General features: G+C 57.5%; 20 protein-coding genes and 1 tRNA gene. 14 read left to right on the top strand and 7 right to left on the bottom strand.

Annotated elements, in window-relative coordinates; genetic code table 11:
* Positions 1–98: 98 nt before the first annotated feature.
* The 4 genes from rpsA to aroA form a co-directional block, all read right to left on the bottom strand.
* Positions 99–1,805 (bottom strand): 30S ribosomal protein S1, encoded by a 1,707-nt coding sequence (gene rpsA, locus GRI35_RS10740; RefSeq protein WP_160614157.1) that lies wholly within the window; start codon positions 1,803–1,805, stop codon positions 99–101.
* Between the two features lie 364 nt (positions 1,806–2,169).
* Complete coding sequence (locus tag GRI35_RS10735; RefSeq protein WP_160614156.1) at positions 2,170–2,793, bottom strand: (d)CMP kinase; 624 nt, start codon at positions 2,791–2,793, stop codon at positions 2,170–2,172.
* Positions 2,790–3,050: a CBU_0592 family membrane protein gene (locus GRI35_RS10730; protein ID WP_328598435.1), complete on the bottom strand. Its 261-nt coding sequence runs from the start codon at positions 3,048–3,050 to the stop codon at positions 2,790–2,792. The genes GRI35_RS10735 and GRI35_RS10730 overlap by 4 nt, the downstream gene beginning before the upstream one ends.
* 115 nt (positions 3,051–3,165) lie before the next feature.
* Complete coding sequence (aroA, locus tag GRI35_RS10725; RefSeq protein WP_160614155.1) at positions 3,166–4,557, bottom strand: 3-phosphoshikimate 1-carboxyvinyltransferase; 1,392 nt, start codon at positions 4,555–4,557, stop codon at positions 3,166–3,168.
* 123 nt (positions 4,558–4,680) lie between these two features.
* On the opposite strand from aroA, the gene GRI35_RS10720 reads away from it, so the two are divergent.
* The 10 genes from GRI35_RS10720 to GRI35_RS10675 all read left to right on the top strand — a co-directional run bounded on the left by GRI35_RS10720 (position 4,681) and on the right by GRI35_RS10675 (position 13,347).
* Positions 4,681–5,013 (top strand): TIGR02300 family protein, encoded by a 333-nt coding sequence (locus GRI35_RS10720; RefSeq protein ID WP_160614154.1) that lies wholly within the window; start codon positions 4,681–4,683, stop codon positions 5,011–5,013.
* A gap of 368 nt (positions 5,014–5,381) precedes the next feature.
* Positions 5,382–5,457 (top strand) — tRNA-Ala (locus tag GRI35_RS10715).
* 271 nt (positions 5,458–5,728) lie between these two features.
* Positions 5,729–7,171, top strand: coding sequence for a signal recognition particle protein (ffh, locus tag GRI35_RS10710; protein ID WP_160614153.1), 1,443 nt, complete (start codon positions 5,729–5,731; stop codon positions 7,169–7,171).
* A gap of 61 nt (positions 7,172–7,232) precedes the next feature.
* A complete protein-coding gene (rpsP, locus tag GRI35_RS10705; protein ID WP_160614152.1) occupies positions 7,233–7,835 on the top strand; it encodes a 30S ribosomal protein S16 in 603 nt (200 codons plus the stop codon).
* A gap of 5 nt (positions 7,836–7,840) precedes the next feature.
* Positions 7,841–8,332 (top strand): ribosome maturation factor RimM, encoded by a 492-nt coding sequence (rimM, locus tag GRI35_RS10700; RefSeq protein WP_160614151.1) that lies wholly within the window; start codon positions 7,841–7,843, stop codon positions 8,330–8,332.
* A 3-nt stretch (positions 8,333–8,335) separates the two neighbouring features.
* Positions 8,336–9,295 (top strand): carbon-nitrogen hydrolase family protein, encoded by a 960-nt coding sequence (locus GRI35_RS10695; RefSeq protein WP_202390548.1) that lies wholly within the window; start codon positions 8,336–8,338, stop codon positions 9,293–9,295.
* Complete coding sequence (locus GRI35_RS10690) at positions 9,270–9,656, top strand: hypothetical protein (RefSeq protein ID WP_160614150.1); 387 nt, start codon at positions 9,270–9,272, stop codon at positions 9,654–9,656. The genes GRI35_RS10695 and GRI35_RS10690 overlap by 26 nt, the downstream gene beginning before the upstream one ends.
* A 133-nt stretch (positions 9,657–9,789) precedes the next feature.
* Complete coding sequence (gene trmD / locus GRI35_RS10685; protein WP_160614149.1) at positions 9,790–10,491, top strand: tRNA (guanosine(37)-N1)-methyltransferase TrmD; 702 nt, start codon at positions 9,790–9,792, stop codon at positions 10,489–10,491.
* A 40-nt stretch (positions 10,492–10,531) separates the two neighbouring features.
* On the top strand, positions 10,532–10,900 hold the full coding sequence (rplS, locus tag GRI35_RS10680; RefSeq protein WP_160614865.1) for a 50S ribosomal protein L19: 369 nt from the start codon (positions 10,532–10,534) through the stop codon (positions 10,898–10,900).
* Positions 10,901–11,079: 179 nt separating this feature from the next.
* The gene (locus GRI35_RS10675; protein ID WP_160614148.1) at positions 11,080–13,347 is read left to right on the top strand and encodes a S9 family peptidase; all 2,268 of its coding nucleotides are present in this window, start codon (positions 11,080–11,082) and stop codon (positions 13,345–13,347) included.
* Between the two features lie 2 nt (positions 13,348–13,349).
* Here the strand turns inward: GRI35_RS10675 and GRI35_RS10670 are convergent, their stop codons facing one another.
* Entirely contained in the window at positions 13,350–14,207 is an 858-nt protein-coding gene (locus tag GRI35_RS10670) for an alpha/beta fold hydrolase (protein ID WP_160614147.1), read from the bottom strand.
* A gap of 154 nt (positions 14,208–14,361) precedes the next feature.
* Positions 14,362–15,231, bottom strand: coding sequence for an alpha/beta fold hydrolase (locus tag GRI35_RS10665; protein WP_160614146.1), 870 nt, complete (start codon positions 15,229–15,231; stop codon positions 14,362–14,364).
* Between the two features lie 126 nt (positions 15,232–15,357).
* Between GRI35_RS10665 and GRI35_RS10660 the strand changes: the two genes are divergently transcribed.
* The 4 genes from GRI35_RS10660 to GRI35_RS10645 all read left to right on the top strand — a co-directional run bounded on the left by GRI35_RS10660 (position 15,358) and on the right by GRI35_RS10645 (position 19,767).
* The gene (locus GRI35_RS10660) at positions 15,358–16,383 is read left to right on the top strand and encodes an aspartate-semialdehyde dehydrogenase (protein ID WP_160614145.1); all 1,026 of its coding nucleotides are present in this window, start codon (positions 15,358–15,360) and stop codon (positions 16,381–16,383) included.
* A 31-nt stretch (positions 16,384–16,414) separates the two neighbouring features.
* Entirely contained in the window at positions 16,415–17,065 is a 651-nt protein-coding gene (locus GRI35_RS10655; protein WP_160614144.1) for a 2-hydroxychromene-2-carboxylate isomerase, read from the top strand.
* 5 nt (positions 17,066–17,070) lie between these two features.
* Positions 17,071–17,817: an alpha/beta fold hydrolase gene (locus GRI35_RS10650; protein ID WP_160614864.1), complete on the top strand. Its 747-nt coding sequence runs from the start codon at positions 17,071–17,073 to the stop codon at positions 17,815–17,817.
* 75 nt (positions 17,818–17,892) lie between these two features.
* Positions 17,893–19,767 carry a M2 family metallopeptidase gene (locus GRI35_RS10645; protein ID WP_160614143.1) on the top strand — a complete coding sequence of 625 codons (1,875 nt, stop codon included), beginning with the start codon at positions 17,893–17,895 and terminating at the stop codon, positions 19,765–19,767.
* A gap of 102 nt (positions 19,768–19,869) precedes the next feature.
* On the opposite strand, the gene GRI35_RS10640 is transcribed toward GRI35_RS10645, so the two are convergent.
* Positions 19,870–20,445, bottom strand: coding sequence for a phosphoribosyl-AMP cyclohydrolase (locus GRI35_RS10640; protein WP_202390547.1), 576 nt, complete (start codon positions 20,443–20,445; stop codon positions 19,870–19,872).
* Positions 20,446–20,546 lie beyond the last annotated feature (101 nt).

Genomic DNA, 20,546 nt, shown 5'->3' with positions numbered 1-20,546 from the left:
CTAACTCTCGTCATCCCCGCGAAAGCGGGAATCCAGAGCCAAATGCGATTACCTAGCCACCCTAGGTTCCCGCTTCCGCGGGAATGACGGGCAGTGGTTTAGTCTTCTTTGCCCTTCAGAGCTTCGCCGAGAATATCGCCGAGTGATGCGCCCGAATCGGATGAACCGAACTGCTCCACTGCTTCCTTCTCTTCGGAGATCTGACGCGCCTTGATCGAGAAGTTTGGCTTCTTCGAACGGTCGAAACCGGTGACCATTGCGTCGAACTTGTTACCGGTCTGGAACCGGTCAGGACGCTGCTCGTCACGGTCACGGCCGAGATCCGAACGCTTGATGAAGCCGGTTGCGCCATCGTCGCCAGCCTGTACTTCGAGGCCGCCATCGCGAACTTCGAGAACAGTCACGGTCACAACGTCGCCGCGCTTCAGACCGCCGCCAGCGGCGCCTTCTGCCGATGGAGCACCCTTTTCAAGCTGCTTCATGCCCAGGCTGATGCGTTCCTTGTCGGTGTCGACATCGAGAACGATTGCCTGGACTTCTTCACCTTTGCGGTGCAGCGCCAGAGCGTCTTCGCCCGAGATACCCCATGCGATATCGGACATATGAACCATGCCGTCCACATCACCATCGAGGCCGATGAACAGCCCGAATTCGGTCGCATTCTTGACTTCGCCGGTGACCGTTGCGCCAACAGGGAATTTCTCCGCGAATTCTTCCCATGGGTTGCCCTGGGCCTGTTTGAGGCCGAGCGAGATGCGGCGCTTTTCGCTGTCCACTTCGAGGACCATGACGTCGACTTCTTGCGATGTCGAAACGATCTTGCCCGGGTGTACGTTCTTTTTCGTCCAAGACATTTCGGAAACGTGGACCAGACCTTCGATGCCGGCTTCCAGTTCCACGAACGCACCATATTCGGTGATGTTGGTGACGGTGCCCTGCAGCTTTGCGCCGATAGGGTATTTCGCGCCGACGCCGTCCCACGGATCGCTTTCGAGCTGCTTCATGCCAAGGCTGATGCGCTGCGTTTCGCTGTTGATGCGAACGATCTGCACAGTGACAGTCTGGCCGATTTCGATGATTTCACTCGGGTGGTTGACCCGCTTATAGCTCATGTCGGTGACGTGGAGCAGGCCGTCAATGCCGCCCAGATCAACGAACGCACCGTAATCGGTGATGTTCTTTACCACACCGTCGATCACCTGGCCTTCGGTCAGATCGCCGATCAGTTCGCTGCGCTGTTCTGCGCGTGTTTCTTCGAGGATGGACCGGCGCGAAACAACGATGTTGCCGCGGCGGCGATCCATTTTGAGGATCTGGAACGGCTGTTCGATGTCCATCAGCGGTGTGATGTCACGGACAGGACGGATATCGACTTGCGAACCGGGCAGGAAGGCCACGGCGCCGTCGAGGTCGACAGTGAAGCCGCCTTTGACGCGGCCGAAGATGCGGCCGTTTACGCGGGCGTTTTCGGCGAATTCGTTTTCAAGCTTGTCCCATGCGGCTTCGCGGCGGGCGCGGTCGCGCGACAGCATGGCTTCGCCGTCAGCGTTTTCGACACGGTCGACATAGACTTCGACTTCTGCGCCGACAGTCAGGCCGTGGTCGTCATCACCGCGGGAGAATTCTTTAAGATCAATACGGCCTTCGCTTTTGAGGCCGACATCGACAACGGCCTTGCCGTTTTCGATTGCGGTAACGGTGCCTTTAACGACGCGGCCTTCAAAGCCGCCATCTTCTGCACCACCGAGTTGTTCATTGAGAAGCGCTTCGAAATCCGAGCGCGTAGGATTGGCTGAAGTTGCCATAGGTTAGGGTATTCCCTGATATGTATTTTTACCGGCCACGGGTTTTACCCGGGTCTTTCTCCGCCTCCCGCACAATTGCGGGGTCAACGGGCCAAGAGGGCCGAACTCTCCACCGGACCGAATGCCGCGATGAAGGTCTCTCGGGCAGCGAGCCTTTAAGACGAGCGCGCGCCTAGGGGAAAGACCTGTAGAAAGCAAGCGATTTGCGCTGTGTTGCACGAGGGGAATTCCTACACGATGGAACACATGGAACAGGGTTCTAGCGCAATAATTTTGTAGGGCGCAGGAAAGGCCAAATCGCAGGATGGAGAACGGTTGGACAAACATTGCTGCAATTCAGCAGAAACCCGGTCTGTAGGACAGGCTAACTTGCCCGAGCGGTCTCAATCGCCTCGAGCGCAGCAGCAAAGGCTTCTTCGATACCAAGCTCGGATGTGTCGATCACAAACGCATCCCGCGCTGCGACCAGCGGCGCATCCTTGCGGCCTGTATCGCGCGCATCGCGGCGTTCCAGATCAGCCGTGATTTCTTCCAGCGTTATAGAGACACCGCGCTGCTCCATCTCGGCAAAACGCCGCTTGGCGCGGGCCTCGACGCTGGCGGTGATAAACAGCTTTACATCCGCATCGGGCGCAATCACCGTCCCGATGTCGCGACCATCAAGCACTGCACCGCCATCCTGCTCCGCAAAGGCCCGTTGCCGCTCGAACAGGGCTTTGCGCACCGCTGGATGGACAGAAGCTCTGCTTGCCAAGCTACCGGTGGCTTCATTGCGCAATACCGGATCATCGAGCAATTCGTCAGGAAACGATACTGCTGTCAGCGCGTCCGACGGATTATCAGGATCGCCGCCATTCAGGATCACCTGCCGTCCGACCGCACGATAGAGCAGGCCGGTATCCAGATGCGGCAAGCTGAAATGCGCCGCCAGCTTCTTGGAAATCGTGCCCTTACCCGAAGCGGTGGGGCCGTCCACGGCGATAATCATTCAGCTTTCCTCCGCGCCAGAAACGCCTTTGTCAGACCCCAAATTGCGACGCTTATCCAGATTGCTTCGAGCACCAGCGAAGGCAGGTTGGTGTGCACCAGCAGCGATACCGCCAGCAAGGTCGCTCCGACGAGATTGGTGCCGTGTAGAATGAACGGATCTGGCTCATCCTTTGCGGTGAGATAGGCATAGGCGGACACGATCAAAACCATGCCGACAAAGCCGATTGCGGTGTAAATGTCGAATGTTGCGGCCACGGTCGTTAAGCTCCCAACTCGTCATTCCCGCAAAAGCGGGAATCTAGGGTGGCTTGGTCTGCGCGAGATTGCTCTGGGTTCCCGCTTTTGCGGGAATGACGGAGCCGTCTATCAGTCAACTCGACGCCTTCCTGAGTAGCTCTTCAAATGTGGGAAAGCTCGTCGCAATCGGACGCGTATCATCCACCTCGACGCCACTTTTGCTAGCAAGCCCTGCGACGGCCATGCTCATCGCGATGCGGTGATCGAGATGGGTGATGATTGCTTCGTCTTTGGTGCCGCGCAGGGGTGTTCCGTCGCTGCCTTCAATGATCAGGCCGTCTTCGAGTTCTTCCACGATCGCACCGGATGCTTTCAGAGCGGCCGCCATGGCAGCCAGCCGGTCGGACTCTTTTACCCGCAGCTCGTCGAGCCCGCTGGTGGTTGTGCGACCCTTCGCTAGCGAGGCGGCGACGAACAGCACAGGAAATTCGTCTATCATGCTGGGAGCAATGGCCGGATCGACTTCAATACCGGTCAATCGTGAATGTTTGACGCGCAGATCGGCTACTGGTTCTCCGCCGACCTCGCGCTGGTTCACCAGCTCGATATCGCCGCCCATTTGTTGGAGCACGGTGATCAAACCAGCGCGCGTGGCATTGAGGCCGACATTCTCGATCAGCAGATCGCTGCCTTCGGTTATGAGCGCGGCAACGATGAAGAACGCGGCGGAGGAGGGGTCTCCAGGCACCGTGATGGTCTGTGGCGAAAGCTCTGCATCTCCGTGGATGCTGATATGCCGCTCTTCATCCACTTCCACGACTGTCAATTCGGCACCAAAGCCTTTGAGCATCCGCTCAGAATGATCGCGCGTCGGCACGGGTTCGATAACAGTCGTAATACCCGGCGTATTGAGGCCCGCCAGCAGCACTGCGCTTTTAACCTGCGCCGAGGCAACCGGCAGTCGGTATGTGATCGGAACAGCGGGGAGGCTGCCAGTCATCATCAGTGGCAAGGTCCCGCCGGGACTGGAGGTAAAGCTCGCTCCCATCTGGCTGAGCGGTTCAATCACGCGCCCCATCGGGCGGGCTGACAGACTCGCATCGCCGACAAATGATGCCGTGATACCGTGGCTCGCGATCAGACCCATCAGCAAACGGGTGGAGGTACCGCTATTGCCCATGTCGAGCGCTTGCTTGGGTTGCAGCAAGCCGCCGACACCGACACCATGGATCGACCATTCACCCTCTCCGGTCCGGTCGATAGTGGCGCCCATCGCGCGCAACGCATCGGCTGTGGCGATGACGTCGTGCCCCTCCAGCAATCCGCTCACTTTGGTCTCGCCGACAGCCAGCGCTCCGAACATCAGTGACCGGTGGCTGATCGATTTGTCGCCAGGCACGCGGATCGTTCCGCGCAATGGGCCAAGCGGTGCAAAGCGTTTCGGGGTTGGGCCAGAGGATAGGATATTGGTCACAAATGGCTTTCGATTTCGGCGGCTAGCGATCAGGGCTTTGACAGGGCACATACCCTATGGCAAGGCGCGCCCGCATGTGATTCTGATCTCTTGCATTCCAAGCAGGTCGCACCCAATACACATTCAGAATTTTCGCTCCAGATAGCTAATCTGGACAGCACGTAAGGATTTATAATGGTTAAGCCAGAATGGGGCACAAAGCGCACGTGTCCAAAATGCGGCACTCGCTTTTACGATCTGGGCAAAGAAGACCCGGTCACTTGCATCGAATGCGGTGAAGAATGGGAACCGGAGCCGGTTCTCAAAACGAAACAGCCTATCCCGTTTGACGACGAGAAGAAGAAGGGCGGAGAAGCGGATAGCGATCTGGCCGATGACGAGGATGATGAGCTGAGCGACGTTGACGAGGATGAAAACCGTCCCGACTCCGATGTCGATCTTGGCGATGACAGCCAAGATATGGCTGTGTCGAAGGGTAAGGGCGACGACGACGAGCCTGAATCCTGATCTTCGATCCGGATTCGGTTTGTTTGGTTGGCCGAGTTTCACTCGGCCCCTCAGTCGCCGGGCGGGATGCATCCGCATCCCTTGGCTACCTCGCATAGGCTCGGGCGGCCGGTTGGCCTTGCGGTTCGCTAGTCGCGAACCGGACTGGCGCGATACAGAAATGGCCGGGAATGGTTCGGTCGGCGACTAGCCGATCGCAAGCGCGACCGCGGGTCGCCCGTTAGGGCGGAAGCCTAAGTGAGCGGATGCGAACGCCGGCGCTAGAGGCTAAAACAAACAACTCAAAACCGCGAAATACCCTTGCATTGCGCGGTTTGCCCCCATAAAGGGCCTCGTCTCGCTTTCGGGCGAAACAACAAATCGGTTATGGGGCCTTAGCTCAGCTGGGAGAGCGCAACACTGGCAGTGTTGAGGTCAGCGGTTCGATCCCGCTAGGCTCCACCATTTCATCGTCTTTCGGCCCTGGGCGGGCTGCAAATGGCGGATTGCTGCGCTTCCGGTGCTCATGGGCTTAATGCCCACTGCGCGCCGGTTCTCACACTCCACCATTTTCGCTTCCACCCAGAACCAAAATCCGACGAAATGGATTTTGTGATAAAAGTCGTGTTCCGCATTGGAATCCGCACGCTGGCCAACGAGGTTTCGTTCGCCGGCGTTTTTGGCATTTGGCGTTGCAGCCCCTATCTCAGGGGAAACAACAGAGGAGTAGCGTGGTATGTTCGACAGTCTGTCAGATCGCCTCACCGGTGTGTTCGATGGCCTGCGCGGTCGCGGCGCGCTGCGGGAGCAGGACGTTCGCGATGCAATGCGCGAAGTCCGGATCGCTCTGCTCGAAGCCGATGTCGCGCTGCCGGTGGTACGCCGGTTTATTGATGCGGTAACTGAAAAAGCCATCGGCTCCGAAGTTCTGAAATCGGTCACGCCGGGCCAGCAAGTCGTCAAAATCGTCTCGGACGAACTGGTCGAAATGCTCGGCGGGGAAGAGAGCGTTCCGCTCGAACTCGAAGCCAAACCGCCGGTCGTCATCATGATGGTCGGTTTGCAAGGTTCGGGTAAAACGACCTCGACCGCAAAACTCGCCAAGTTCCTTAAAGAGAAACACGGCAAGAAATCGATGATGGCGTCGCTCGACGTCAATCGTCCGGCGGCACAAGAACAGCTTGCCGTTCTGGGCGAGCAGATCGAATGCGCGACCTTGCCGATTGTTGCTGGCCAACAGCCGGTCGATATTGCCCGCCGCGCGCTTGATGCGGCGAAATTGCAAGCTGCTGATGTGCTGCTGCTCGATACGGCAGGCCGTTTGCATGTAGACGAAGCGCTGATGGCCGAGATGAAGGCCGTTTCCTCTATCTCTGCGCCAACCGAAGTGCTGTTGGTTGTCGACAGCCTGACCGGTCAAGATGCCGTGAATGTCGCGAAGAGCTTTACCGAGGAAGTCCCGCTTACCGGTGTGATCCTGACCCGGATGGACGGCGATGCGCGCGGCGGTGCGGCGCTCTCTATGCGCCATGTTACGGGCAAGCCGATCAAGTTCGCCGGTACGGGCGAGAAGCTGGACGCGCTGGAGACATTCCACCCCAAACGCGTTGCAGACCGCATTCTGGGCATGGGCGATGTCGTTTCGCTGGTCGAAAAGGCCGCGGCGACAATCAAGGAAGAAGACGCTGAGGCGCTCGCCAAACGGATGGCGAAAGGGCAGTTCGATCTCAACGATCTGCGCACCCAGCTTCAGCAAATGAACCAGATGGGCGGCCTTGGCATGCTCGCGGGCATGATGCCGGGTATGAAGAAAGCCAAGGCGGCCATGGCCAATAGCGGCATGGACGACAAGGTTCTGGTCCATATGGATGCGATTATCGGGTCGATGACACCGAAAGAGCGCGCCAATCCGGCGCTCCTGAACGCCAAGCGCAAACGCCGCATTGCAGCGGGCGCGGGCAAGGAAGTTCAGGACGTGAACAAGCTCCTGAAGATGTATCAGGAAATGTCCCGCGCAATGAAACAGATCAAGAAAATGGGCGGCCTGAAAGGCCTCGCCGCGATGTTCGGCAAGGGCGGTATGGAAGCCGCAATGCCCGGACTTGGCGGCCCGGGTGGACCTGGTGGTGGAGGGTTACCTCCCGGTCTTCCCGGCCTCGGCGGACCCAAAAGAAGATAGCATACGAACTTACATAGAAATTCAATAATTACAGATATTTAATTCAAGAAGGAAATACATAATGGCAATTGCACTCCGTCTATCCCGTGGCGGCGCGAAAAAGCGCCCTTACTACCGCATCGTCGCTGCGGATAACCGCAGCCCGCGCGATGGTAAGTATCTTGAGCAAATCGGCGTTTATAACCCGCTGCTTGCGAAAGATGACGAAGGCCGCGTGAAGCTGAACGAAGACCGTGCGCGTTACTGGCTCGGCGTTGGCGCACAGCCTTCGGACCGTGTGGCGCGCTTCCTTGACGCTGCGGGCATTCGCGAGCGTGAAGCACGCAACAACCCGAACAAAGCCAAGCCGGGCGAGAAAGCCACCGAGCGCGCTGAAGAGAAAGCTGAAAAAGCTGCCGAGGCTGAAGAAGCCAAGAAAGCTGCTGAAGAAGAAGCAAAAGCTGCTGCAGAAGCTCCCAAGGAAGACGCTGCTGATGCAGATTCCACAGAGAATGACGCAACTGGTTCGGTCAAAACCAACGAAACAGCTGATGCGGTGGCAGAAGCTGCAACGGACGCTCCTGAAGACGCGCCGGCGGAAGACAAAGCCGCAATCGCTGAAGAAGTTGCCGAAGGCGGTCCGGTTGCGGACGAGAAGGCTGCTGAAGACAAGGCTGAAGGCTAACCCGCTTGCCACATGATGAGCCCGTTACACTTGCCGCCATTTCCGGCGCGCATGGTGTGACGGGCGAAGTCCGTTTAAAGCTGTTCGGGGAAGGGATCGCTGCGCTGAAGCAGCATAAGACCTTCAACGATGGCTCGCTAACGCTCAAGAAAATCCGGCCGGACAATAAAGGCGGCGCAATCGCCCGCTTTGTCGAGGTAACTGATCGTAGCGCCGCAGAGGCCTTGCGCAGCACCGTCCTGACCATCCCGCGCGAAACGCTGCCCGAATTGGACGAGGGCGAATATTACCACTCAGACCTGTTGGGCTTGGCCGCTATATCCGAGGCAGGCGATCCGCTCGGTACGATCTGCGCTGTCGATAACTTCGGCGCGCAGGACGTGATCGAGATTGAGCGCCCGAACGGTAAGAAGTTCATGATCCCGATGACCAAACAGGCTGTACTGGAATGGGATGACAAGCGCCTTGTGGTTTCCAAGGATTTCGCCGACATATAGGTGATGATCCAAACGCTCCCCGTCGCCATTGTTCAGGCAGCGCCTATTCCGCTGGCGATTGGTGACGGGATCGAGAAGGCTGTGACGCTTGCGGGTGAGGCGATCAGGCAGGGTGCGAAGCTGGTTGCGTTCGGAGAAACGTTTCTCGGTGGTTATCCACTGTGGCTCGACGAGGCACCGGGTGCGGCGTTGTGGGATCACCCCGGCACGCGGGCGATGCACCGGATCATGCTCGACAATGCTATCGTCGCGAATGACGAGCGGCTGCTGCCCTTGCAGGAGCTGTGCGACGAACATAATGCGTGCATTTCTATCGGCGCGCATGAGCGGGTTCGCTCGAGCCTTTACAACAACCAGCTGCTGCTCCGTCCCGGGCAAGGCCCGCTGCCGCATCGCAAGCTGGTGCCGACGCATGGCGAGCGGCTGATCTGGATGCGCGGTGACGGCTCTACGCTGGGCGTGCATCAGGCCGAATGGGGCAAGGCCGGCAATCTGATCTGCTGGGAACACTGGATGCCGCTCGCCCGCGCGGCGATGCACAATCTGGGCGAGGCGGTCCATGTCGCCGCATGGCCGACTGTGCGCGAGGAATATGTGCTCAATTCGCGGCACTATGCGTTTGAGGGGCGCTGCTTTGTGCTGGCCGCAGGGCTGGTGCAGCGCAAGGATGATCTGTTCGATGGGCTGGAGCGTTGCGGTGGTGATTCCGATGCGAATGAGCTGATCGAAGCCATCGAAGGCGATGTGCTCAACAAGGGCGGCAGCCTGATCGCCGCACCCGATGCGCGGGTCATCGTACAGGCGGGCGAGGAAGAGGAAATCCTCTGCGCCGAACTCGACCTGTCTGAAATTGGCCAGAACCTGACGTCGCTCGACACCGATGGCCACTATTCCCGGCCCGATGTGTTTGAGTTGAGTGTCGATGTGAGAGCTAAAGATGGCGTTGTTCGCAAAACCAAATGATCCGCCCCCTGAGAGCGATGGGGCCCTCTCATACGTTCTCTGGGTAGCGAAAGATGTGCATGGCTGCGTCGACGCAAGCCCCAGCTCGGCGGTTCATCAAGACCTAGATATCTATGGCCTCGACGTTGAAGATTTTGCTGCGAAATTGGGTGAGCGATACGGGCCGGGCGTGTTCGACTGGCCGTGGCATCGGTTTGCCGAGCTTGGCGAGGGTTTGTCGCTGCTCTTCCCATTCATACTGGTCAAGCAACTGGTGACTTGGCCGTTTCGGGGTCAATTTTCATATCCAGAAAGTCTTGAAAGGCTCGAACTCGGTCATATTGCCAAGGTGCTTGAAAAGGGCGAATGGATCGACCCATGACCTTCGCCGCCACCATTCTCAAGCTATCATCTCTTAAGCCCCTCCACGTGCGGGGAGGGGTTGGGGAGAGGCGTGCGGCTCCAGCAGCGTCGAACACCCACCCCTCGATCCCCTCCCTCAAGGGAGTGGAGGTATGACCTTCGCCGCCACCATCCTCACACTGTACCCCGAGATGTTTCCCGGGCCGCTGCGACTATCGCTGGCGGGGCGGGCGTTGGAGGAGCAGAAGTGGTCGCTCGATACCATTCAGATCCGCGATTTCGCGACGGACAAGCATAGCAATGTCGATGGCACGCCTGCGGGGGGCGGGGCCGGGATGGTGCTGAAGGTTGATGTGCTCGCTGGTGCGGTCGATCATGCGAAGCGGATGCAGCCCAAGGCGCCGATCCTTGCTATGACCCCGCGAGGAAAGCCGATTTCTCAGGCGCGCATTCGCGAATTGTCCGAGGGGCCGGGGGTGACAATTCTATGCGGCCGGTTCGAGGGATTTGACGAGCGTATATTTGAAGGTCGCGAGATTGAGGAAGTCAGCGTTGGTGACATCGTTCTATCGGGCGGAGAACCGGCCGCTTTGATGATTCTTGATGCTTGCATTCGGCTGCTTCCCGGCGTAATGGGCGCGGCTTCGAGTGGTACCGAGGAGTCTTTCGAGGAAGGACTGCTGGAATACCCTCAATATACCCGACCTCAGGAATGGGAAGGGCGCACGATCCCCGAAGTGCTGCGATCGGGGGATCATGCGAAGATCGCTGCTTGGCGCAAGTCAATGTCAGAGGATCACACTCGGTTACGCAGGCCAGACCTTTGGGATCGCCACAATGGTGATCGGGACTGACCTGCCTCTGGCGCGCGGCATGAAGAAGAAGGACCAGGGCATGAACCTGATTCAAACACTGGAAGCCGAAGCAATCGGCGCTTTGGGGAAAGATATCCCTGAATTCCAAGCCGGCGACACAGTTCGCGTCGGTGTTAAAGTTATCGAGGGAACTCGGGAACGTATTCAGAATTTCGAAGGCGTGTGCATCGCCCGCAGCAATCGCGGCATGGGCAGCAACTTCACCGTTCGTAAAATCAGCTTTGGTGAAGGCGTGGAACGTGTGTTCCCGCTCTACTCGCCAATCGTAGACAGCATCACCGTGGTTCGCCGCGGTGTCGTGCGTCGCGCCAAGCTGTACTATCTGCGTGGCCGCACCGGTAAAAGTGCGCGCATCGCGGAACGCCGGGTTAACGCTCCGAAGAAGTAATTCTCGGATCGTCGGATTAGAGGAGGGCGTTTCGGTCAGGCCGGAGCGCCCTTTTTCTTTACTATGCTGGCACGTCATTGCGAGCAGCGAAGCTGCGCGGCAATCCAGAGTAAGCGCTTGGATACTCTGGATTGCTTCGCTACGCTCGCAATGACGAATTTGAGAGGTAATCCATTGATATGCGCCTACTGCTTACCGTTGCCGCTTCGCTCGCCTTTTCCGCTCCCGTTTTCGCGGATGATCATGCAATGAGCGAAAAGACTTCTGACCTCACCTTCGAACGTGTCTTCGCCAGCCCATCGCTTGATGGTGCGAGTCCGCGTCAGGCGAAGTTATCGCCCGATGGCCGTTATCTGACCTTGCTGCGCAACCGCGAGGACGAGCGTGAGCGGTATGATCTGTGGGGCTATGACCGCAAAAGCGGTGAATGGACGATGCTGGTCGATAGCGAAAAGCTGGGCACCGGCCGCGAATTGTCCGAAGATGAAAAGATGCAGCGCGAACGTGCGCGGGTTGGCAATCTGAAGGGTATTATCTCTTATCAGTGGACGGCTGATGGTTCGGGTATTCTCGTGCCGCTCGATGGTGATCTGTATTTGGCCAAACTGGATGGCAGCGTAACGCGGTTGACCGATACCGAGGAAAGCGAGCTCAACCCGGTCCTCAGCAGCACAAGCAAGTATGCTTCTTTCATTCGCGACCGGCAGTTGTGGGTCGGGGAAGTGGGCGGCGAGGCTGCTCCAATCACCCCTAAAGAGGGCGACACAATCCGCTGGGGCGAGGCGGAGTTTGTCGCGCAGGAAGAAATGAGCCGGATGACCGGCTATTGGTGGAACCCGAACGACACACGGATTGCGGTCCAGCGGACCGACGAAGAACGCGTAGGCATCGTTACCCGCGCGGCCATCGGTGCGACGGGTACGAAGGTTTTCGATCAGCGCTATCCAGTCGCGGGCAGCGACAATGCGGTTGTCGAGCTGTTCGTCATGGACCCTGACGGCGGTGAACAGGTGCAAGTCGATCTAACCAGCAATCAGGACCCCGCTTTCTACAATGCGGATGATCCAACTGACTTCTACATCGCGCGGGTCGATTGGTCGCCCAATGGGATGCTGTATGTTCAAAGGCAGAACCGCGAGCAGACCGTGCTCGATATGCTTCAGGTGGATCCAGCTACGGGCAAGAGCGACATCTGGTTTACCGAAAAGGCAGCGGCGGACGAGTACTGGATTAATCTGTCGGATAGCTACAAGTTCTTGCAGGACGGCTCGCTGATCTGGTGGAGTGAGCGCGACGGATTTGGACATATCTACCGATTGGCTGATGGCACCTGGACACAGCTTACCGGCGGGAAAGAGCCAGTGACAAAACTTGTTGGCGTCAATGAGGAATTGGGGCGGATATATTACAGTCAGGGCCGCGATGTTCTGGAGCAGCATATCTATGTGGGCGATTACACAGGTGAGATGACCGATGTGATCGTCGAACTGACCGAACGCGGCTTCACCCACTCGGCAGTTATGGACAAGCAAGCGACCACTCTGTTTGTCAGCCGTTCCAATCACAACCAGCCAATGCAAAGCTACCTGGCCGACGGGTCTGGCAAACGGCTGGCATGGGTCGAAGAAAATGCGCTTGATGCGGATCATCCTTATGCGCCGCATCTCGCCAGCCACCGGCCTGCCAAATTCGGTACGATCAAAGCCGCCGATGGCACGACCGACCTTCATTACAAAATGGTCACGCCTGACATGGAGCCGGGCAAGAAATACCCTGTGTTTTATTACCACTATTCCGGTCCCGGACCGCAGATTGTTACCAAGGGATGGGACGGTGCGTTGCAGCAGGCGGTCGTCGATGCCGGCTATATCTGGTTTGAGCTGGACAATCGCGGCAGCGCCAATCGCGGCGTAGCATTTGAGCAGCCGCTCTATCACGCGATGGGCGGCGTCGAGGTGCACGATCAGGCCAAAGGCACAGAGTATCTCAAAGCGCTCGACTTCGTCGATCCGGATAAGGTTGCGATCTATGGCTGGTCTTATGGTGGCTATATGACGCTCAAGCGGATGCAGGCCTATCCCGGCGTCTATGCGGCGGGGATTTCAGGGGCTCCGGTAACACGCTGGGGACTGTACGATACGCATTACACCGAGCGTTTCATGGGCGATCCGCGCAAAGTGCCCGAGGCGTATGAAAAAGCCAGCGCCATTCCTGACGCGGACAAGATGACCGATCCGCTATTGCTGATCCATGGTATGGCGGACGACAATGTCGTGTTCGAACACAGTTCTGAGTTGATCGCGAAAATGCAAGCCAGCAATCAGCCGTTCGAAATGATGCTCTATCCCGGCTACACGCACCGCGTCGCGGGCGAGCAGATCAGTCCGCATTTGTGGAACACAATCTTCGCATTCCTGAAGAAGCACGGCGTGACGCCGCCGGAATAGGCCTAGTTCAACCAGCTCAGCGCGGTCGAGGCGACTTCAGCGGGTGCCTCAACATGCGGATAATGGCCGATCCCGCTGAGAAGGTACTCATTGGATTCGGGCATAGTGTCGACCCAGCGGCGATAACAATGCTCGCCCGATACCGGGTCATGCGCGCCGTTGATCAGCCCGACGCGTTCTTGCGCATCTTCCAAAGCGTTTACCCAGCGATCTTCATAGAAGAAGCGCTCATTCATGAAATGGGCCAGCTTGTGGACGATCCGGTTACCGCGCTGCTCGGTGAACAATGACCACAAGATATCGAGTTCTTCTTGGCTGGGTTTGGTCTTGGGACCAAATATTCGCGAAAAGCTCTTCCCGAATGTTTTGCGGTTGAGAGTGCGGCCCAGCACAAAGCCGACGGGCGATGATGCCAGCCGCATGATCAGACGTGCCCGCTGATGATCGGGGAACATACCGCCATTGAGGAATATCATCTTCCGGAGGCCCGCTGCACCGCTACCCTCTTTTTGGCGTGCGAGCAGTTCCTGGCCAACCGATGCGCCGTAGTCATGGACCATGGCATCGAAATCATACACACCCAGATGGTCAAGCAATGCCGAGAGCATGTCGGTTTGACGCTGGATCGAATATCCGGATTTTGGTTTATCAGACAGGCCAAAGCCAATCAGGTCTGCGGCAATTAATCGGTGGGTGCGGCTGAGTGTGTCCCAGATCGGCGCCCAATCCCACGACGCTGTTGGAAAGCCATGGACCAGAAGCAAGGGCTTGCCCATACCTTGTGTCCAATAGGCGATCCTCACGCCATCATACATGAAATATTCGGCACGCGCGCGCCAATCATCGATAGAAATTGCCAAAGTGCGACCCTTGCCAGATGTATGTTTTGTCACGTCCGCTTTGGCGGATCAGTGCTCTACATACGCGAACTAAGGCCGCAGCGCTATAATAGGGTAAATTTTCGGTAATGGTCTTGGTGAAGTCGGTAGATGTCAATTTATTGCGATTTTTCAGTCAGGCGAGCCATTCTAGAGCCTTTTCAGCGACTTCACGCGGTGCTTCAACTTGTGGATAATGGCCGACATTTGGCAACAGATGCGCTTTTGCCAGAGGCACGTGACCGGCCCAGCGGCGGAACGCGTGTTCACCTGAAACAGGATCTTTGGCTCCATTGATCAGACCGATGCGATCCTCGGAATATTTAAGCGCTCCAACCCAGCGCGCCTCATTATTGCGGCGGTCGCCGATATAGTGGAGCAGCTTGTGGAAGATACGATTGCCGTCCTGCTCGGCGATGAGAGACCAGAACTCATCTAGGTCTTGCTCGCTTGGCTGGGTATCGGGTCCGAATACGGCAGAGAAGCTTTTCCCGAAGCCTTTGCGGCTGAGCATCCGGCTCACCAGAAAACCCAGCGGTGATACCCCCAGCTTTTGGATCGGGCGGGCGCGGTGCTGGTCGGGGAAGATACCGCCATTGAGGAATACCATTTTGCCGAGGCCAGCGGCTCCGCTGCATTCTTCTTGCCGCGCGAGTAATTCCTGACCGACCGATACGCCATAATCATGGACGAGCGCATCAAACTCTGTGATGCCCAAATGTTCAAGCAGCGCCAATTGCATGTCGGTTTGCCAGTGGATCGAATAGCCCGAGCGCGGCCCTGAACGAGGCTTGTCGGACAAGCCGAAGCCAAGCATGTCGGCAGCGATCAGGCTGTGCTCACTGCTCATCCGCTCCCAGATGGGCGCCCAATCCCATGAGGCGGTCGGGAAGCCATGAACCATGAGCAGCGGCTTGCCTGTTCCGGCGGTCCAATAGGCGATCCTGTGTCCCTCGAACTCGAAATGCTGCGCTCGTTCGCGCCACTCAATCAATCTGATCGTCATTTCGGTTCAAATCCCCATCTCTCTTATCTTTATCCCCGGCATAGCTATGCTTGCTTTCGCCGCTCGCAATTGATGCTAGAGGCACCACATAGTGATGCAAGCGAATTGCAGTTCAGGAGAATTGAGTTGGGTTATCGGGTAGCGGTTGTCGGCGCGACAGGGAATGTCGGCCGCGAAGTTATGGCAATCTTGGCGGAACGCGAGTTTCCGATCGAGGAAGTTGCTGCCGTCGCCAGTTCGCGCAGCCATGGCAGCGAAGTCGAGTTCGGCGAAACCGGCAAAATGCTCAAATGCAAGAATATCGAGCATTTCGATTGGAGCGGTTGGGATATTGCCCTGTTCGCGGCAGGGTCAGGCCCGGCAAAGCAATATGCACCTAAGGCCGCTGCGGCAGGCTGCGTCGTCATTGATAACAGCTCGCTCTACCGGATGGACCCCGATGTACCGTTGATCGTTCCGGAAGTGAATCCGGACGATATTGACGGCTATACCAAGCGCAATATTATCGCGAACCCCAACTGTTCGACCGCGCAGATGGTCGTCGCGCTGAAGCCGCTGCATGATGCGGCCACAATCAAGCGCGTTGTCGTCTCGACTTACCAGTCGGTATCGGGTGCGGGCAAATCGGGTATGGACGAACTGTTCGAGCAAAGCCGCGCGATCTTTGTGGGCGACAAGCCCGAACCGGAAACTTTCACCAAGCAGATCGCTTTCAATGTGATTCCGCATATCGACGTCTTCCTTGACGATGGATCGACCAAGGAAGAGTGGAAGATGGTCGCGGAAACCAAGAAGATCCTCGATCCGAAGATTAAACTGAGCGCGACCTGTGTACGGGTGCCGGTTTTTGTCGGCCATTCCGAAGCGATCAACATCGAATTCGAGAATGAGATTTCCGCCAAGGAAGCGCAGGAAATCCTGCGCGAGGCGCCAGGCATTATGCTCGTCGATAAGCGCGAGGACGGCGGTTACGTCACCCCGGTCGAATGCGCCGGTGACAGCGCAACCTATGTCAGCCGCGTGCGTGAAGACCCGACGGTGGATAACGGCCTGGTGCTATGGTGCGTATCCGATAATTTGCGCAAGGGCGCGGCTTTGAACGCAGTGCAGATTGCCGAATTGCTCGGGCGCAAGCATCTGAAGAAGGGGTGACGCCAAGCGAGTCTTGCGGCAATACCGTTGCATGACCCTCAAAGCAGACCTCTATTTCTCCTTCCGTTCGCCTTACAGCTATCTCGCGATCGGTCGCTACCGCGCACTGACCGAGATGTTTGATGTGGAGATTGATCTGCGCGTCGTATGGCCGATTGCGATCCGGGATCCTGACATATTGTTTTCCGGCAATCCCAATGTCGGGCGGTATATTATGACGGATTCGATGCGGACCGCGCAAATGTTGGATATCCCTTACCGCTGGCCCAGGCCGGATCCAGTAGTGCAGGATTTCGCCACGAAAGAAGTCGCCGAGGATCAGCCCTATATCCACCGGATTTGCAGGCTGGGGCAGGCAGCAGCGCGGCGCGGCAAAGGCTTGGTCTTCGCAGACGAAGCCTCAAAGCTCATATTTGATGGGAAGACCGACAATTGGCACGAGGGCGATCATCTGGCCGGTGCCGCCGCCCGTGCTGGTTTGGATTTCGCCGAACTTGAAGCAGAGGCTGCCTCCGACGCAGAAGTATTGGATGCCGAAATCGCCGCCAATCAGGATGCGCTGGAGGCGGCGGGCCATTGGGGCGTGCCAACGCTGGTGTTCGAAGGAGAACCGTTCTTCGGGCAGGACCGCATCGAAATGGTCCTGTGGCGGATGAATGAGAAGGGGTTGACGGAGCGGTGAGTAAGATGGTTCCGTCATTCGACGACACAGAACTCGCTGTTCACCGTCTAGGTGCTGGCCGTCCGGTTCTGCTCCTTCACGGGCTATTTTCCAATGCGGAAATGAACTGGATCAAGTTCGGCCATGCGCAAAAATTGGCTGACGCTGGCTTTAAGGTGATTATGCCCGATTTGCGGGCGCATGGCGAAAGCGATGCGCCGCATGAGCTGGAGGCATATCCGGATGATGTGTTGGCGAAGGACGCGCTCGCGCTGGTCGATGCACTGGGGTTGGATGATTTCGATTTGGTCGGTTTTTCTCTTGGCGCGCGGACTGCAGCGCGGGCCGTAATATCGGGTCTCAAACCGCGCAAGCTGGTGCTGTCCGGTATGGGTCTTGAAGGGCTTGCGGGTTGGGGCAAGCGCTCTGCGTTTTTTATCGATGCGATCGACCGGTTTGACGAGGTAAAGCGCGGTGACCCAGCGTTCATGGCGGTCAGCTTTATGAAAACGATGAAAGTTGACCGCGTGGCGGCCAGGCTGTTGCTGCAATCCGTAGCCGATACGCAGCCAGATCAGCTAGCGGCTTTGACGATGCCGACAATGGTGCTGTGCGGCGATAAGGATCAGGATAATGGCTCCGCGCCGAAACTGGCCGAGACATTGGCCGATGCGACCTATGTCGAGATACCCGGTACGCATATGAGTTCCGTCACCGAGGGTGCTTTGGGGGATGCATTGGTCGAGTTTTTGAGCGGGCCGGCCGAGGCTTGATAAAGCCGCTATTCGCGTTCAAACCCCTCTCATGAGAAGCCGGTGATCGCCGGCCCGTCTTGAGAGGATACACCCATGAAATTTGCATCTATTGCTTTGAAAACTGCGGCGTCCGTGCTCGCCTTGTCGCTTGCCGCGCCCGCGCTTGCCGATCACCACGCCGGGGATGGTCCCAAAGCGGGCGATCTGGCGATGGTCGATGGCTACCCGATAACTGCCGAAGGCGCGGCGAAGTTTGTCGCCGATACCGAAGCCGAGATGAAAAAGATGTGGGTGCTTGGCGGGCGCGCTGCGTGGATCAACTCAACATACATAACGGACGACACCAACGCGCTGAATGCGCATTTCGGGGCGATGGCGGCGGAAATGTCGGTAGCCAAGGGTTTGGCTGCGGCGAAATTCGCAGACATCGAAGGGCTAGATCCCGATGTGAAGCGCAAGTTGGATATTCTGCGCGTCGCGCTGACTTTGCCAGCGCCAACGACACCCGGTGCCGCGGAGGAAGCTGCCTCACTCGCAACATCGCTTGGCGCGGCTTACGGGCAGGGCAAGGGCACGCTGAACGGAGAGGAAATCTCCGGCTCCGATATCGAGGCGGAGATGGGTAATCTGGAGCGTACTCCGGAAGAACTTTCGGAAATGTGGTCGAGTTGGCACACCAATGTCGGTGCGCCGATGAAGGGCGACTATGTCCGCTTGGCCGAGCTGACTAACGCGGGTGCACAGGAACTCGGTTACGCCGATTTCGGAGCGATGCAGCGGTCAAAATACGATATGAGCGCCGATCAGTTCGCCGCCGAAACCGAGCGGATGTGGCAGGAAGTGAAGCCGCTTTACATGTCGCTCCATACTTACGTTCGCAGCAAGCTCAACGAGAAATATGGCGACGATATCCAGCCCGCTGCTGGCCCGATCCGCGCTGATTTGCTGGGCAATATGTGGGCGCAGGAATGGGGCAATATCTACCCGCTGGTCGCTCCCGAGAGTGCCGGTGATATCGGCTATGACCTCACCAGCCTGATCGAGGAAAAGGGTCTGAGCGAAGTCGATATGGTCAAGGTAGGGGAGAAGTTCTTCTCTTCTCTCGGTTTCAAAGATCTGCCTGCAAGCTTCTACGAACGTTCGCAATTTGTGAAGCCGCGCGACCGTGAAGTGATCTGCCACGCATCGGCTTGGGATGTGGAAGACAGCAATGATCTGCGCATAAAGATGTGCATCAAGAAAAATGGCGATGACTTTGTGACTATCCACCATGAGTTGGGTCACAATTACTACCAGCGCGCTTATGGTGTGCAGGATTTCCTCTATCGCGATAGCGCCAATGACGGGTTCCACGAAGCCATCGGCGATATGATCGCATTGTCGATTACGCCCGAATATCTGGTCCAGATCGACATGCTTGACCGGGAAGATGTGCCAAGTGCGGATAAAGATATCGGCCTGCTACTCCGCCAGGCGATGGACAAAGCCGCGTTTCTGCCATTCGGTCTGCTAATGGACCGGTACCGCTGGGGTATTTTCGACGGTTCGACCACGCCGGAAGAGTATAACACCGATTGGAACAAGCTGCGTCTCGAATATCAGGGTATCACACCGCCAACTGACCGCGACGCGGACGGCTTTGATCCCGGCGCGAAATACCACGTGCCCGGCAATGTGTCTTACACCCGTTACTTCCTTGCCCGCTTGCTGCAGTTCCAGTTCTACAAAGCGGCCTGCGATAAGGTGGGTTGGGAAGGGCCGCTGCACCGCTGCTCGTTTTACGGTAACGAGGAAGTCGGCAAAGGCCTGAACGATATGCTGGCAATGGGTTCCAGCAAGCCATGGCCCGATGCGCTCGAAGCCTTCACCGGCGAACGCCAGATGAGCGGTAAAGCGATGCTCGAATATTTCGCGCCGCTAAAAGAATGGCTCGACGAGCAGAACAAGGGCAAGCCGCAGGGCTGGTGATCGCGCTGTTAAGCCGGTGCATCTGACTCAGGCACAAAAAAGCCCCCGCCACCTTCTCGGGTGACGGGGGCTTTCGCTGTTTGGACTATATAATGCCGGAACTTACTCTGGCGAGAATGGCAGCGAGCTGTGGTGCAAAACGATCTTCAGATCGCCAGCATCGTCTTTCTCGTAAGCGAACGAGTACTCAACCTTGGTCTCGTTACCGTCGGTGCCTGTGAAGTAGTAGTTGCCCATGGCGACAGCCATGTCACCGTCTTCGTCGATCACGGTGCCATTCGGCTCCCAGCGGACTGCGGTGTAAGGCGCGATAGCGAAACCGCCATCTTCAGTGCCTTCGGTGCCTACGAAATAGCTGAGCGCTTCGTCGGCGGTTTCGCGATACTGGTCAACCGAAGCAAGCGTTGGTTTGAACAGGACTGTCGCATCGTCGCCATAAGCGTAGTGTTTTGCAATGTGATCTTGTGCCGCTTTGCGGAAATCGCCTTCGTCGGTGAAGGTTTTACCAATAGTCACAATGCCTTCGCCCCAAGCTTGCTGAGCGGCTGTAACTTCTGCAGCGGTGATCGGATCTGCGTCAGCTGATGCTGCTGCTTCGCCCTCGGCTGCTGCGCCACCGCAGGCTGCCAAAGCTAATGCTGAAACTGCCAGTACCGGCACGGTGTAAAACTTTTTCATTCCCTAAACTCCTAAATCGTCTGCACCGCAGATGCGGCTCGACTGAAAATTGTTACAGAGACTGGCTTTGGAAAGTTCGCGGCCGCCTCTGCTGTTCTCAT

It is taken from the genome of Pontixanthobacter aestiaquae (assembly GCF_009827455.1).
GTDB lineage: Bacteria > Pseudomonadota > Alphaproteobacteria > Sphingomonadales > Sphingomonadaceae > Pontixanthobacter > Pontixanthobacter aestiaquae.
The sequence above is the reverse complement of the archived record's forward strand: the minus strand, read 5'-3'. Positions and strand labels throughout refer to the sequence as shown.

Excerpts from the sequence above, each read along its gene's own strand:
- rpsA (WP_160614157.1), bottom strand. The coding sequence starts at position 1,805 with ATGGCAACTTCAGCCAATCCTACGCGCTCGGATTTCGAAGCGCTTCTC.
- GRI35_RS10735 (WP_160614156.1), bottom strand. The coding sequence starts at position 2,793 with ATGATTATCGCCGTGGACGGCCCCACCGCTTCGGGTAAGGGCACGATT.
- aroA (WP_160614155.1), bottom strand. The coding sequence starts at position 4,557 with ATGTGCCCTGTCAAAGCCCTGATCGCTAGCCGCCGAAATCGAAAGCCA.
- GRI35_RS10720 (WP_160614154.1), top strand. The coding sequence starts at position 4,681 with ATGGTTAAGCCAGAATGGGGCACAAAGCGCACGTGTCCAAAATGCGGC.
- ffh (WP_160614153.1), top strand. The coding sequence starts at position 5,729 with ATGTTCGACAGTCTGTCAGATCGCCTCACCGGTGTGTTCGATGGCCTG.
- rpsP (WP_160614152.1), top strand. The coding sequence starts at position 7,233 with ATGGCAATTGCACTCCGTCTATCCCGTGGCGGCGCGAAAAAGCGCCCT.
- GRI35_RS10695 (WP_202390548.1), top strand. The coding sequence starts at position 8,336 with ATGATCCAAACGCTCCCCGTCGCCATTGTTCAGGCAGCGCCTATTCCG.
- GRI35_RS10690 (WP_160614150.1), top strand. The coding sequence starts at position 9,270 with ATGGCGTTGTTCGCAAAACCAAATGATCCGCCCCCTGAGAGCGATGGG.
- trmD (WP_160614149.1), top strand. The coding sequence starts at position 9,790 with ATGACCTTCGCCGCCACCATCCTCACACTGTACCCCGAGATGTTTCCC.
- rplS (WP_160614865.1), top strand. The coding sequence starts at position 10,532 with ATGAACCTGATTCAAACACTGGAAGCCGAAGCAATCGGCGCTTTGGGG.
- GRI35_RS10675 (WP_160614148.1), top strand. The coding sequence starts at position 11,080 with ATGCGCCTACTGCTTACCGTTGCCGCTTCGCTCGCCTTTTCCGCTCCC.
- GRI35_RS10665 (WP_160614146.1), bottom strand. The coding sequence starts at position 15,231 with ATGACGATCAGATTGATTGAGTGGCGCGAACGAGCGCAGCATTTCGAG.
- GRI35_RS10655 (WP_160614144.1), top strand. The coding sequence starts at position 16,415 with ATGACCCTCAAAGCAGACCTCTATTTCTCCTTCCGTTCGCCTTACAGC.
- GRI35_RS10650 (WP_160614864.1), top strand. The coding sequence starts at position 17,071 with ATGGTTCCGTCATTCGACGACACAGAACTCGCTGTTCACCGTCTAGGT.
- GRI35_RS10645 (WP_160614143.1), top strand. The coding sequence starts at position 17,893 with ATGAAATTTGCATCTATTGCTTTGAAAACTGCGGCGTCCGTGCTCGCC.
- GRI35_RS10640 (WP_202390547.1), bottom strand. The coding sequence starts at position 20,445 with ATGAAAAAGTTTTACACCGTGCCGGTACTGGCAGTTTCAGCATTAGCT.